16 protein-coding genes and 1 tRNA gene are annotated in these 13,854 nt (G+C 37.6%); 12 read left to right on the plus strand and 5 right to left on the minus strand.

Translation table 11 applies throughout. The features are described from left to right. Window positions 1–18 precede the first annotated feature (18 nt). The 5 genes from rplU to ABMA78_RS04675 all read left to right on the plus strand — a co-directional run bounded on the left by rplU (window position 19) and on the right by ABMA78_RS04675 (window position 2,638). Complete coding sequence (gene rplU / locus ABMA78_RS04655; RefSeq protein WP_021266313.1) at window positions 19–324, plus strand: 50S ribosomal protein L21; 306 nt, start codon at window positions 19–21, stop codon at window positions 322–324. A 26-nt stretch (window positions 325–350) separates the two neighbouring features. Further along, window positions 351–605, plus strand: a complete 255-nt coding sequence (gene rpmA, locus ABMA78_RS04660) for a 50S ribosomal protein L27 (RefSeq protein WP_021266471.1) — start codon at window positions 351–353, stop codon at window positions 603–605. Window positions 606–694: 89 nt separating this feature from the next. After that, window positions 695–1,696 carry a GTPase ObgE gene (gene obgE / locus ABMA78_RS04665; RefSeq protein WP_392857512.1) on the plus strand — a complete coding sequence of 334 codons (1,002 nt, stop codon included), beginning with the start codon at window positions 695–697 and terminating at the stop codon, window positions 1,694–1,696. Between the two features lie 3 nt (window positions 1,697–1,699). Next, window positions 1,700–2,164 (plus strand): ribosome silencing factor, encoded by a 465-nt coding sequence (gene rsfS, locus ABMA78_RS04670; RefSeq protein WP_392857514.1) that lies wholly within the window; start codon window positions 1,700–1,702, stop codon window positions 2,162–2,164. A 6-nt stretch (window positions 2,165–2,170) separates the two neighbouring features. After that, the gene (locus ABMA78_RS04675) at window positions 2,171–2,638 is read left to right on the plus strand and encodes a 23S rRNA (pseudouridine(1915)-N(3))-methyltransferase RlmH (RefSeq protein WP_392857515.1); all 468 of its coding nucleotides are present in this window, start codon (window positions 2,171–2,173) and stop codon (window positions 2,636–2,638) included. Window positions 2,639–2,644: 6 nt separating this feature from the next. Here the strand turns inward: ABMA78_RS04675 and ABMA78_RS04680 are convergent, their stop codons facing one another. Both ABMA78_RS04680 and ABMA78_RS04685 read right to left on the minus strand, forming a co-directional pair. After that, complete coding sequence (locus ABMA78_RS04680) at window positions 2,645–3,652, minus strand: tryptophan--tRNA ligase (protein WP_392858015.1); 1,008 nt, start codon at window positions 3,650–3,652, stop codon at window positions 2,645–2,647. A 111-nt stretch (window positions 3,653–3,763) separates the two neighbouring features. Then, on the minus strand, window positions 3,764–4,066 hold the full coding sequence (locus tag ABMA78_RS04685) for a hypothetical protein (protein ID WP_392857517.1): 303 nt from the start codon (window positions 4,064–4,066) through the stop codon (window positions 3,764–3,766). A gap of 143 nt (window positions 4,067–4,209) precedes the next feature. Between ABMA78_RS04685 and ABMA78_RS04690 the strand changes: the two genes are divergently transcribed. From ABMA78_RS04690 to ABMA78_RS04700, 3 genes are all read left to right on the plus strand, one after another. Continuing rightward, a tRNA-Met gene (locus ABMA78_RS04690) sits at window positions 4,210–4,285 on the plus strand. A 193-nt stretch (window positions 4,286–4,478) separates the two neighbouring features. Next, the gene (locus ABMA78_RS04695; protein ID WP_392857519.1) at window positions 4,479–5,690 is read left to right on the plus strand and encodes a sensor histidine kinase; all 1,212 of its coding nucleotides are present in this window, start codon (window positions 4,479–4,481) and stop codon (window positions 5,688–5,690) included. A gap of 52 nt (window positions 5,691–5,742) precedes the next feature. Continuing rightward, entirely contained in the window at window positions 5,743–6,969 is a 1,227-nt protein-coding gene (locus ABMA78_RS04700) for a sensor histidine kinase (RefSeq protein WP_392857521.1), read from the plus strand. Here ABMA78_RS04700 and ABMA78_RS04705 read toward each other — a convergent pair. The 3 genes from ABMA78_RS04705 to alaS form a co-directional block, all read right to left on the minus strand. Beyond that, a complete protein-coding gene (locus tag ABMA78_RS04705; protein ID WP_392857523.1) occupies window positions 6,966–7,265 on the minus strand; it encodes a hypothetical protein in 300 nt (99 codons plus the stop codon). The two genes, ABMA78_RS04700 and ABMA78_RS04705, sit on opposite strands and share 4 nt — an antisense overlap. Window positions 7,266–7,330: 65 nt before the next feature. Then, entirely contained in the window at window positions 7,331–7,684 is a 354-nt protein-coding gene (locus ABMA78_RS04710) for a hypothetical protein (RefSeq protein ID WP_392857525.1), read from the minus strand. Between the two features lie 136 nt (window positions 7,685–7,820). Further along, window positions 7,821–10,391 (minus strand): alanine--tRNA ligase, encoded by a 2,571-nt coding sequence (gene alaS, locus ABMA78_RS04715; protein ID WP_392857527.1) that lies wholly within the window; start codon window positions 10,389–10,391, stop codon window positions 7,821–7,823. A gap of 231 nt (window positions 10,392–10,622) precedes the next feature. Here alaS and ABMA78_RS04720 point away from each other — a divergent pair, with 231 nt between their 5' ends. The 4 genes from ABMA78_RS04720 to ABMA78_RS04735 are packed head-to-tail and all read left to right on the plus strand — an operon-like array spanning window position 10,623 to window position 13,778. Further along, the gene (locus ABMA78_RS04720; RefSeq protein WP_392857529.1) at window positions 10,623–12,206 is read left to right on the plus strand and encodes a phosphoenolpyruvate carboxykinase (ATP); all 1,584 of its coding nucleotides are present in this window, start codon (window positions 10,623–10,625) and stop codon (window positions 12,204–12,206) included. Beyond that, window positions 12,206–12,742 carry a CopD family protein gene (locus tag ABMA78_RS04725; protein WP_392857531.1) on the plus strand — a complete coding sequence of 179 codons (537 nt, stop codon included), beginning with the start codon at window positions 12,206–12,208 and terminating at the stop codon, window positions 12,740–12,742. The genes ABMA78_RS04720 and ABMA78_RS04725 overlap by 1 nt, the downstream gene beginning before the upstream one ends. Then, window positions 12,742–12,987, plus strand: coding sequence for a DUF1653 domain-containing protein (locus tag ABMA78_RS04730; protein ID WP_392857533.1), 246 nt, complete (start codon window positions 12,742–12,744; stop codon window positions 12,985–12,987). The genes ABMA78_RS04725 and ABMA78_RS04730 overlap by 1 nt, the downstream gene beginning before the upstream one ends. Next, window positions 12,984–13,778, plus strand: a complete 795-nt coding sequence (locus tag ABMA78_RS04735) for a 2-oxo acid dehydrogenase subunit E2 (RefSeq protein WP_392857536.1) — start codon at window positions 12,984–12,986, stop codon at window positions 13,776–13,778. Before ABMA78_RS04730 ends, ABMA78_RS04735 begins: the two co-directional genes overlap by 4 nt. The last annotated feature ends 76 nt before the right edge of the window (window positions 13,779–13,854 follow it).

Raw genomic sequence — 13,854 nt, forward strand, 5'->3', positions numbered from 1 at the left:
CTTTCATTAGGAGAAAGTATGTACGGAGTAGTAGAGATCTCAGGTCACCAGTACAGAGTAGAAGCTGGTATGACTATTGATGTTCAGAAATTAGATCAAGAAGCTGGTTCAACAGTAGAATTCGATAAGGTTCTATTTGTTGGTGGTGAAAGCGCAAAAGTTGGTGCTCCAACTGTTGCAGGTGCTAAAGTTGTTGCTGAAGTAGTAAGACATGATCGTTCAAGAAAAGTTATCGTTTCTAAAAGAAAGCCAGGTAAGTACATCAAGAAGAACGGACACAGACAACACTTTACAACTTTAAAAATCAAAGAAGTTAAAGCTTAATTAATTATCAATTTTAGGAGTTAGATATGGCACACAAAAAAGCCGGTGGTTCAACAAGTAACGGTCGTGATTCAAACCCAAATATGTATGGTGTTAAGAAGTTTGGTGGTGAAGCAGTTGTTCCAGGAAACATCATTGTAAGACAAGCGGGATCTAAGTTCCACGCTGGTAAAAACGTAAAAGTTGGAAAAGACTTTACTCTATTCGCTACGAAAGAAGGTAAAGTACAATTTGGTTTCTATAACAAGAAGAAACAAATCGTTTCTGTTGTTGAAGCTTAATTAAAATTACCATTTTACGCTATTAATTAGTTGTAAATATTAAAGGGAGCCTATACATAGTGCTCCCTTTTTTTATATAAGACCTTATTATGAAATTTATCGATGAAGTTAAAATTACAGTAATTTCCGGAAACGGAGGAAACGGATGCGTAAGCTTTCGCCGCGAAAAGTATATCCCATTTGGTGGACCAGATGGTGGTGACGGTGGTGATGGTGGAAGTATCTACTTTGAAGCCGACGAAGGAATGAACACTCTTGTTAACTTCAGAGGGAAAAAGCACTACCGTGCTGAACACGGACAACAAGGTGGCGGCCGTCAAATGTGTGGAGCATTTGGTGATGACCTCACAATTAAAGTTCCTGTTGGAACGATTGTTCGTCATGCAGAAACAAATCAAGTTATCGCGGATCTAACTGATCACGGAATGAGATTGATGGTTGCCCAAGGTGGACGTGGTGGCCTTGGAAATATTCACTTCAAAACTGCAACTAATCAGGCGCCACGAAAAGCAACTGCCGGAAAAGAAGGTATTGAACTTGAAGTAGAACTTGAGCTTCGCCTACTTGCAGATATTGCACTAGTGGGACTACCAAATGCTGGTAAGTCGACACTTATCTCTTCTATCTCTGCGGCAAGACCAAAAATTGCAGATTATCCTTTTACGACTCTTGAGCCAAATCTAGGTGTTGTTACACTTGGTGAAGATGACTCATTTGTTGTTGCCGATATTCCAGGGCTAATTGAAGATGCCTCGGAAGGAAAAGGACTTGGGATTAAATTCCTTAAACATATTGAAAGAACAAAATCTCTTGTTCACTTAGTTGATGTTTCTTGGTGTCTTGATGAATACGAAGCATTTGAGCAATACGTAATTATTCGCCAAGAACTTGGTCGCTATAGTGAAGATCTTTTAAATAAGAAAGAGCTTATTTGTTTAACAAAAATTGATGCTATGACAGATGAAGAAATTAAGAAGTTCCAAGACTTCTTTGAAGCACAAGTTGATAGAAAGTGTCTTCCGATCTCTTCAGTATCTGGACTTAATATAGACTTACTTAAATCTTTAATGCTTAAAACGATAAAGGACTAACCAATGTCACAAAATGAATTTATCACAAAAAACGTAGATGAAATTACAGATAATTCAAAATTAGAATTCCCTCTAAATATCGCAATGGCCAGTGCTTGGATCCTAGGAAACTTTAAAGGTATCAACCTTAAAGTTCTTGATATGAGAAAGACGACTGCACTTGCTGATTACTTCATCCTTGCTTCGGCTACAAACTCTTCAATGGCAAATGCTATGTCTGATGAGATTGCAAAACAAATGAAGAGAAAGGGACAAACAGTCATCTCTAAAGAAGGTCTACACCAACAAACAGACTGGATTCTAATTGACCTTGGTGACATTATTGTTCATATCTTTGATGAGTCAGCTCGCGAAGCATACGATATTGATAATCTATGGTCAGTACCAACAGTTGAAATTCCAAATGAGTACTACTACTCTTCTGATGAAGCAGAAAGTTCTGCAGACTCAGACAAAGGTTACTTCTAGTAATCTATGAAAGACAATCACGTTATTGTCATTGGGAAGTTAAAAGATAAGCATCTTATCGCGCTTGAAAATGAATACTTAAAGCGCATTAACTTCCCAAAACTTCACATCCACGAATGTAAAGGTCATCAAGAAAATATCGACCTTGAACTCAAAGAACTTCTTAATAAAGTCGAATCCATTAAAGCAAAGTTTGGAAACCAACATATTGTTGCCATGACAGAACATGGAAAGACTTGTGACAGTGAAAAGCTAAGTCATTACATCTATAATGTTATTGAGAATCAGCAAAAGGGTGTTTGCTTTTTAATTGGTGGAGCAGCAGGCTTTCCTAAAGAATTCTTAAAGACAGTTGATTACCAACTCTCCCTGTCACCAATGACATTTCCACACAAAATTGCACGACTTGTTCTTATCGAACAAATATATCGTGCTCAGACGATCAAACAAGACCACCCTTATCATAAGAATTAAATAGAATTAATTAGAAACGCCAATGGCCTTTTTAATACGTCTTAGGTTCTCTTGAGCAATTGGACGAACCTTTGCAGCACCTTCAGCTAGAATCTTATCAATCTGAGATTTATCTGCCATAAGCGCATCGTATTTTTCACGAGCTTCTTTCATCTCACGATTTACGATTTCAAAAAGCTCAAGCTTTGCATAACCCCATCCAATTCCATCTTGATAGCGTTTTGCTAAGGCATCTTGCTCTTCTTTTGTGGCAAAGAATTTATAGATATCAAAAATAAGAGAATCATCAGGATTCTTTGGAGCTTCAGGAGGAGTTGAGTCTGTCGTGATTTTATTAATCATCTTCTTCAGTTTCTTCTCAGGAACAAAACAAGGAATATGATTATTATACGACTTACTCATTTTACGTCCATCAAGACCTGGAAGTAGCTTCACTTCTTCCTTGCTAACAATAGCTTCTGGAAGCGTTAGAAGATCACCATATTTGTGATTAAAGCTTGAAGCGATATCACGAGCAATCTCAATATGCTGAAGTTGATCCTCACCTACCGGAACATAATTAGTATTCATAAAAAGAATATCTGCGGCCATAAGAACTGGATACGAAAATAATCCCATATTAATACCAAAGTCCTCATCGCGATTTTCTTCAGCATTCTTATCTTTCTTAGCCTTGTATGCGTGAGCACGATTCATTAAACCTTTAGAAGCAAAACAAGAAATAATCCAGTTAAGTTCTGTAATCTCTGGAACGTCACTTTGCTTATAAAGAACGGCCTTTTCAGGATCAAGACCTGCCGCTAACCAAGTTGCAGCAACTTCGTAAATATCGTTACGAAGAGTCTCACCATCATGAACAGTGATTAATGAGTGGTAGTCTGCAATAAAGAAGTAGCCTTCCATTTCAGAATTATTAACATTATCAATTGCTGGTTTGATGGCGCCAATATAGTTTCCTAAATGTGGCATTCCTGTTGGTTTAACACCTGTAAGACAAATTTTCTTTTTACTTATGTCACTCATATTTCAAGCCTAATTCTTAAAGTTCACAGTCTTTTATAGCTAAATTTTGCACAAAAAAAAAGGGCCCAGTTAAGGCCCTTTTCTAACAAAATATCTACTCTCTTAATTATCGTATTTTACTACAGAAGATGATTCCATCAGCTCTGTTAATAACTCAATTGAAAACTCTAGTGCTTGATCACCATATGGAATCGATGAGTTGCCTTGGCAAAATTTTGACTGTTTAACTAGTGAAGCACAAATTCTCATAACTTCAGCAGTCCCATCAAAAAAATCCGCTTCATCTTCCGTCGTCACAATATGTGCCATAAGCATATTAATTGTTTTAATCGCGCGAAGTTGTGCAGGCGTAAGCTCTGAAGTGTCGATATCAATCGTTAACTTACTATGATTTTGCATTTCCATCTTCTAAACTCCAAAAATTTTATTTTTTAACATCCCTCATACAGAGTTCATATCGGAGCGTCTTCTAGAAATTTTAGTAATTTATGTCTGACAAATTTAATTTGACATAAGACCTTTCTGATAATATATTGATTTTACTTTGTCGCGGGGTGGAGCAGTTGGTAGCTCGTCGGGCTCATAACCCGAAGGTCGTTGGTTCGAATCCAGCCCCCGCAACCAATTCCTTACTTAAAAAACCCCAGTCATTTACCATACTTACCGTCATTTAAAAACTGGCGCTAACGCTTGTTTTAAAATTTTGCATATTAAGCTCCTCAGCGTCATAAAGCCAACCTTTGCACTTTTACATCTTCAAAACTAAATAAAAATTCGTCATAGCCGAGAAACTTTTATATATAAATATTTAATTATTATGAAAGATCGTCTCAATACAATTCTTATTCACTTTACTAATGTGATGGCAATGCTCTCACTGGTTAGCTACGCCTTTAGGCATCATGATTATATTAATGATGCTGTTTTACATTATTTTGTTCTGCCGATCTCGACTCTCTATCTGGCCTTCTATTATTTTGACTATAAAGGGCAACATCTCCTTAGAAACCTATCAAGTCTCTTTCCATCTTTTGCAATTACCTTAGTTCTAATTACTTCTTTTGGAGGAATTCATGCACCGGGAGTATTTTGGATAGCAGGTTTTCCGATTTTCTTTGCAATATTTTTTAGAAAGAGGGGTATGATCATTGGTATCTTACTCATGCTCGCTATCTACGCTGTTTACTACACATTTGAAGCTCAGATACTTTCGATGACAGTAGAAGTTCCACACGAGCTATATATGGCCGAGAAGAGAATGAATGTTATTCACTTCTCAATAGTTATTACCCTCTTCTTTCTCTACTACACTTGGCTGGAGCAAAGAACGCGAGATGAAATTGAAAATTCAAAGGAGCAGCTCGATACCCTTTTACACGTCGTACTCCACGACCTTTCAAATCCTATAACAATACTAAAACTTAAGCTTGAAAGTTTAAAAAGACGTTTTCATATAAAGGAAGTAGAAACAAGACAGATAAAGAAAGCTTTCACAAAGATCGAAGAAATTATTCAAAATGTTAGAAGCTTTCAATTAAGCTCCGAGGGCCTTCAAGAAGATAGAAAATTAATCAGCTCTTCAGAAGTGAGAACTTATTTAAGTGAGCAATTTAAAGAAATGAATAAGAAGCATCTAAAATTAGTTTTTAACGACTTAGGTGGGTTTTACATAAAGTTTTCACCATCTATCCTAAAAGACCATATCTTAAGTAACCTCCTTTCAAATGCAATTAAGTTTAGTCATATTGAAGGAGTCATTGAAGTTACATTTAAGACCCAAGATGATGCGGCCATCTTAAGTTTTCGCGATGAAGGGGTTGGCATACCTGAGGATATTATCGATGAAATCTTTGATTTTGATAAGAAGACATCGCGACTTGGTACAATTGGAGAAACTGGTACAGGTTATGGGCTACCAATTGTTCGCTACTTCACTGAGTTATCAGGGGCCAAAATATCTGTTCACTCACCTACAAGTGCTGGAAAAGGCACGGAATTTACTCTTAGTTTTCCATTAAAAAAACCATAAATAAATTTCACTTTGCTAGTATAAGATTTCATTTTGAACTAATGTGGCCCAAATGAAATTAAATTTTAAACGCGAATTCCTTATTCAGCGCTACCTGATTATTTTCACTCTGATTATGGTTTCGATAACAGTTTGTTATTACTACGTAGCATACCCACAGGTTCTCTTTCACAAAATCCCAAAAGAGTTCTTTTACACGTATACAACAAGTCAGGTCTTACTTTTCGTCGTTTCATGCTTCTTGGGTAAGCATAGACTGGCCAGGGCCATCTGTGTTCTTCCTTCAGTCTTTATCATGATCATCATTGTATTTACATTTGGAGGAGTTAAGTCACCAGGAATCCTCTGGATTACAGGAACACCAATTTTCTTTGGGGTCTTTTATAAGCGCTCAGGTCTTCTCTTTGGTGTACTTGTTATGATCTCAACGTTTGCATCTTTTTTTATGCTCGATCATACCATTAGCTCTCTTTCTTACCCTCTAACTTCTAAGCAGTACTACACGCTTTTAAAATTTAATATTGTCCAATTTTCAATTCTCACAACGATTTATTTCTTCTTCTACGTTTGGCTAGAATCGAATTCACGACTAAAATTAGCGCTTTCTAATAAGCAGCTCGATACACTACTACATGTTGTCTTACATGACCTTTCAAATCCTGTCACAATTCTAAAACTTAAGATTTCAAGCTTACTTAGAAAGAGTGTTATTGATGATTCTTCGTATACACAAATCAATAACTCCCTTAGGAAGGTACAGGAGATTATTTCAAACGTTAGAAGCTTTCAGCTGGACTCTGAGAGTCTTCTGACAGAAAAGAGTATGATTCATCCGCAACTAATTAAGGACTACTCTGAGCAACACTTTAAGCTTTTAAATGATAAAGACCTTAAACTCCATTTTGATATTCATACAAATAGTGGCTTCTTTTGCGAACAGAAAATTTTCTTCGATCATATACTTAGTAACTTAATTTCAAATGCCATTAAGTTTAGTTATGAAGGACAGGACATTCTCATTAAACTTTATGATGATGCTGGCCGTGTCTATATCGACATCGTTGATAAAGGGATAGGGATACCTAAAGATATCATTGAGGGCCTCTTTCACTTTGAAAGAAAAACTAGTCGCCTCGGAACCAAAGGTGAAATAGGTACAGGTTACGGACTTCCTATTGTTAAGTACTTCACAGACTTTTCAAATGGTAAAATTAATGTCAGTTCAGACGTCAACATCGGAACGAGGGTCTCTCTCTCATTTCAAGTCGCAAAGAATTAATGCATACTCTCATTTGGTAGCATTAGTAATTCGCTCCAAAAACTTAAATGCTCCTTGGCCTTATCATTTAAGCTAAAAGACTCTTGGCTAATGCTCTTATAGCACTCAACCCATACCTCACGTATTTTCTCAGCAATATCAACTGGTATAATATTGGCGTCAAGATAGGCCTTATCTAAGTGTTTTAGTGAAGAAAAGTAAAAGACATCGTTTACACGCGAGCGTTGTTCTCGCGTGTAGTGAATGGCCACAACCACCTTCTGTGCAAATGAAACTCTAGGATCATAATCTCTCATAATTTACTCCAAATCTCTCAAGATTATTTCGGAGCAAAGTTAACAAATACTTAATTATGAACAGGTTATGCAGAAATATTATTGAATCGGTGAACAACACCATCAAAACGATCTTTGATCACTTTTAGGCGTAATTCATTCTTTTGAGGAAAACGGCCAATTCCCTTACCTAGTAAGTTAATTTCGGCCTGAACGAAGCGTTTCTTTAAAGTTGTTTTTCTAACTCCCTTAAGTTTACCAAGGTAGTTTATATTTGATGAGGTCATATCACTCATCTTAAGAATAATGGACTTTTCAACAAGCTCTCTTTTCTCTTCGATTTCAGCAGCATCTAGATGATTCTCAATAATATCAAGTTGCATTGTTAAACGACGAAGCTCACGAGAAAGAGCATCTGTTGGTAAATTAGTTTTAATCACGTCTACACTCCATAAATTTAAGACAGATTCTTTATACACCAGAATTTGTTGCTAATGACTATGGAGTGAAATTAAGTATAGGGATGTTAGGAAATTAGACACAGGCTCTTTGAACCTGTGTCTATTATAAGAAGGATTACATTTTCTCAATAAATTCAAGCACTTGAGAACCTGAGTTTACATCAGGAGCTCCACCTTGAGCAAAGTTAGGGCGTCCACCACCACGGCCAGATACTGGCTCGAGGATCTTTTTAAGGAGGTCACCGGCCTTAACGTCTGAGTTAGACCATACAAATGACTTCATTCCTTTATCGTCTTTAGAAAGGAGACACACAATTTGTACCTCGCCCTTATTAATTAAGTTATCACCTAATTCTTTTACGGCCTTAGCATCTGCTTCAAGTGTTGCAGCTAGCATTTTAAAGCCTTCATAGTCGCGCTTAACTTCTTTTGTGAAGTTAGTTGAGCCACCTTTTGCGGCCTTCTCACTCGCCTCTTTAATCTTCTTCTTCATCTCTGAGCGAAGATCTTTAATACGCGCTGGAACATCTGAAGGCTTTGTACTTAGCTCTTTTGCAGCAGCATTTAAAAGCGCCGACCTTTCTTGCATAACTCTTACTGCGGCCGTTCCTGTTACGGCCTCAATACGACGAATTCCTTTTGCAACAGATGTCTCTGTTGTAATAACGAATAGTCCAATATCTCCAGTGCGGCCAACGTGAGTTCCTCCACAAAGCTCAACACTATCTTTTCCAAAAGCGATAACACGAACGTCACTATCATACTTTTCACCAAATAGTGCCATTGCTCCACTATCAATTGCTTCTTCATATGAGCAAAGCTTAGTCGTACGTGAGTCGTTTTGCATAATCCACTTATTAACAAGTGCTTCAACTTTGGCAAGTTCATCCGCAGATACAGCTTGTGGGTTTTGGAAGTCAAAACGTAAGCGCTCCGCCGTAACCATTGAACCTTTTTGGATTGCATGCTTGCCAATAACTTCGTGAAGAGCTGCATGTAGTAAGTGTGTTGCCGAGTGGTTTCTCATCGATGCCTTTCTATTTTCACCGTCAACGATTAATTCTATTTTCTCACCTGTCTCAATTTCACCAGAAATAATCTTAGCGATATGAACATGTGTATTCTTCACTTTCATTGTATCGATAATCTGAAGCTCACCAGTTGAAGTTCTGGCCGTTCCAATATCACCGGCCTGTCCACCTGACTCTCCGTAGAATGGAGTCTCTTTTGTTGCAAAGTAAACTTCATCTTCTGTACGGTAGATCTTTAGAATTTCACTATCTGTTTCTAGTGAGTCGTAACCAGTAAACTCAGTATCGGCAACTTCAATAAACTCAAGTTCAATTCTTTCTTGGTCAGCACCAACAGAGCTCTTACGAGAGATTACACGAGAAGCTTTTCTGTGAGCTTCATAACACTCGTTATATTCAATTTCTGCAAATTCAATATTCTTAGAAGCAAGCTCAGCTTTAATTACTTCCAAAGGAAGCCCATGAGTTGTTACAAGTTCAAAGGCTACATGCCCTGGGAATAATTCTTTTGATTTTGAATTTGAAGATAGTTCTTCTTCAATCTTCTTAAGTCCATTTTCAACGATTGGAACAAATTCATTAATCTCTTGTTCCATATTGTAGATAATTGCTTCACGTGCAGACTTAAGTTGAGGGTAAAAATCTCCAAGCATTTCAATAGTTTTTTGAATATGATTTTTAAAGTTTGGCTTAACACCTCTTGAAATACATGCAGCAACACACTTACGAATTAGACGACGAGGAATATACCCTTGCCCTTCATTTCCTGGCATTACACCTTCGGCAAGAATCATAATACTTGCACGCATGTGATCAGAGATCATACGCTCTGTTTGCACATCAGTATTTTTTCCTAGAAGTTCTTTTGAAAGTTTCATCAGTGGTGCCAGTAGATCTGTTTCATAAACAGAGTCACAACCATTCATCACCATTGCAAGTCTTTCAAGACCAGAACCAGTATCAACAGACTTAAGTGGAAGCGGTTCAAATGTTGCATCCTTCTTCTTATTAAGTTCCATGAAAACACCAGCATTCCAGATTTCAATGTAGCGACTTACATCATCAAAGTGTCCACCTGGTTTATACTCTGGCCCATACTCTGCTCCAGTATCATAGAATACTTCAGTACATGGCCCACATGGCCCATGATCTCCAGCTGGCCCCCAGAAGTTATCTTCACCTAGAACAACGATATGATCTTCAGGAACACCACACTTCTTCCATGCTTCAATTGATTCAGTATCTGGCTTGATACCTAAGTCTTCATTTCCACCATAAACTGTAAAATAAAGTCTTTTTGGATCAAAGTTTAACTCGTGAACAAGTAGGTCATAAGCAAGCTTACATGCTCTTTCCTTGTAATAGTCACCAATTGACCAAGAACCAAGCATTTCAAAAATTGTTAAGTGGTGGCGATCACCAACATCATCAATATCTTTTGTACGAATACACGGTTGGTAGTTTGCTAACCTTGGAGACGGAGGAGTCTCCTTCCCAAGAAAGTAATTCTTTAATGGGGCCATCCCAGAGTTGATAAAAAGTAGCGTCGGATCGTTTTGAGGAACGATTGAAGATGCACTAATTTTTAAGTGATCCATCTTTTCAAAGTAATCTAGGAATCTCTCTCTGATCTCGCGAGATGATAATGGCTGCATATTTTCTTCCTTATAATTCAAAGCACAACTAAGTGCATCATATCTATTGTGTATAAGTCTCCAAAATATACTATAAAATCGCTGTTCCGACTACTTCTAGCGTTAAAAAATATGAGCTGAATTAGAATAAAAATGGTTATCAATACAGTTTAAAAAGCATATATTTAGAGGCATAAAAAGAACTAAGAACAAGAACAATTATGGACTGTAAAATCGAACCGGAGATGATGTATGACGCAATTTTATACAGACATGGGAATTAACATGGAGCGACCAAATAATAAGATATTTGTAAACTCTGCAAGAAGTTTCTTAATCCAAGAAACAGTAGCTCGTGGCATTGGAAAACTAACGAAAGATGGTGCCCTAGTTGTTGAGACAGGAAAACATACGGGGCGCAGTGCCAATGACCGTTATATCGTCCGCGATGAAACAACTGAAAATACGATCTGGTGGGAAAATAACTTTAAATCAATGACACCAGAAACTTTTGCTAAGCTTAAGTCACATGTAACAAATTATCTAAATAAAGATCGTGATCTATTCATTACAGAAAGAAGTGTAGGAGCTGATGAAGTACACAACCTTGGAGCAAGGCTTGTGACAACAAACCCAAATCACGCACTTTTCTCAACTCACCTTTTCCGTGAGAAAGTAAGAGACTTTAACGAAAATGACTTCACAATCCTTCACGCGCCAGAGCTTTTACTTGATCCGGCGGAGTTTGACCTAAGATCAGAGACAGCAGTCGTTACTTGTCTTAAGTCTAAGATCACTATTATTGCAGGTACACTTTATGCGGGTGAAATCAAAAAGAGTATGTTTGCAGCAATGAACTATCTTTTACCTGAGTCGAATATTATGCCAACGCACTCTGGAGCATCTCGCCTAGATAACGGTGAAGTTTCAATCTTCTTTGGTCTTTCAGGAACCGGTAAGACAACACTATCAACTGATACGGGAACATTTCTAATTGGTGACGATGAGCACGGAATCAGTGAAGCGGGAACTTTCAACTTTGAAGGTGGATGTTACGCTAAGACATATAAACTTTCTAAAGAAGGTGAGCCTGAAATCTATGCAGCATCAAATCGTTTTGGAGCACTATTAGAGAACGTTGTTCTTGATGAGAGCTCAGGACGTGTTGATTTTTATGATAAGTCACTATCTGAAAATGGCCGTGCTTCATACCCTCTAGAGTTCATTGATGAGCTAGAAAAGACATCACGTGGAGATATTCCAAAGCATGTTTTCTTCTTATCAGCTGATGCCTTTGGAGTTCTTCCTCCAGTTGCAAAACTGACAAAAGAACAAGCAATGTTCTACTTTGTCCTAGGTTACACAGCAAAACTTGCTGGAACTGAAATTGGAGTAAAAGAGCCAACTGCGACCTTCTCTTCATGCTTTGGAGCGCCTTTCATGCTTCGCCACCCAAGCGAGTATGCGAAACTTCTTGGTGAATATATCGACAAGTTAGGATTTAACGTTTGGATGGTAAACACTGGTTGGACTGGTGGTGCTTACGGAACAGGTCAGCGCTTCCCTCTAAATATTACAAGACAAATCATTCGCAACATTCAAGCAAATAATCTTCAGAATGTTGAAACTGAACAAGATCCAATCTTTGGTCTAAATATCCCTAAAGTTGTGGGAGAAATTCCAAGCACAATTTTAAATCCACAAAAATCGTGGGAAGATCAAGATGCTTACACAGCTAAGGCACAAGAACTTGCAGTTAGCTTTCACAAGCAAATGAGCACATTCGGTAATTTCTATGAAGAAAATATCACTGGTGCTCCAACATTTGGAAAGTAATGAGTTACGAGTATTTAAAAGCATTACATTTAATTAGTATCGTTTGTTGGTTTGCTGGACTTTTCTATATTGTCCGTCTCTTTATTTACCATACAGAGGCCCAAGACAAGAGTGATAGTGAACGAGCTATTTTAAGTGCTCAATTTAAAATTATGTCTCGCAGGCTGTGGTATGGAATTACCTGGCCTGCGTGTATTGCCACAGTAATCTTCGGGGCCTCTTTAGTTTATACGACTTATTGGCCAATGAAAGGTCACTACTGGCTTCACCTTAAGTTAACTTTAGTTCTTCTATTGTTAGTGTATCAATTTATGTGTCATAAGATTTTTAAGGCACTTCAAAACGACACATTTCCTCACTCTGCAAAATTCTTACGAGTGTGGAATGAAGTTGCCACTCTCTTTCTTTTTGCCATTGTTTTTCTTGCAGTCATTAAAAGCTTAGAAGGAATCCTTTACGGAGTTGGTGGAATAATTGCTTTAGGAGTTATTCTTATGGCAGCAATCAAATTTTATCGTAAAGTAAGGAGAGACTAATGAGTAAGATCGTTAAAGGTGGACTATATCAACACTACAAAGGCATGAATTACATCGTTCATGATATCGTACGACACTCTGAAACTTTAGAAGAGTTAGTTTACTACGAATGCCTTTATGAAAATGAGCTTGGAAAGCTTTGGGTACGCCCTCTTGAGATGTTTCTTGAGACAGTTGTTATCGATGGTGTCGAAACACCTCGTTTTAAGTATATCGGTGATCAAAAGGCGAACTCTCGCTTATGAGACATATTAAACTTAAAAAGGTAAAACATCTTTCTTCTTGGCGTAAAGTTTCCATGAATACATGGAAAATGCCTGTTGATCCTTCAACATATGGACTCTTGAAATTTGATGCGACAAATTTTCAAGAATATACAAAAGAGAAAGGGGTTACACCGACTCACCTTTTCACAAAGATTATTGCACAAGTCTTTCACGAGAATCCTCAAATCAATCGAATGATTCGTGGTGCTCATCTTTATCAAAGAGAAAGCGTCGATATCTTCTTACAAGTTTCAGTAGATCATAGCGGCCGAGACCTTTCAGGAACAGTTATCAGAGATGCCGATAAGAAGAGTGTTTTTGAAATAAAAAAAGAACTCATGGATAGTGCAAAGAGCATAAGAAATGATAAGGACAAGTCTTTTAAGAAAGTAAAAAAGGTTGTTGCCCTTATTCCAAACTTTCTTGCCAGACCGGCCCTTGCACTCCTTGATATAGCTATGTACCGACTCAATTTCTACACGGGGCTCTTTAGTGTTAAACGTGACCCATTTGGTTCATGTATGATTACCAGTGTAGGAAATTTTGGAGCTGAATTTGCTTTTGCACCAATTCCAACAATCTCTCATGTTCCAATTGTCTTAAGTCTATTTAAGGTCAAGGAAGAGGCCATCGTTGAAAATGGTGAAATTCTTGCAAGGCCAACTCTAACAGTTGGAGCGACTCTGGATCATCGAATTATTGATGGAGTTTATGCGAGCAAGATCATTGCTGGGATAAAGAAGTACACAGAAAGCCCACAACTACTTTAAATTACATCTGTTTTCTTTTTAAACGGCCTAGTAGTTATTTCAAAATTCAATATTATTTCCTTAATTCGCTCTAGAA

Origin of the sequence: Halobacteriovorax sp. RZ-2 (assembly GCF_043196685.1) — a bacterium.
Taxonomy (GTDB): domain Bacteria; phylum Bdellovibrionota; class Bacteriovoracia; order Bacteriovoracales; family Bacteriovoracaceae; genus Halobacteriovorax_A.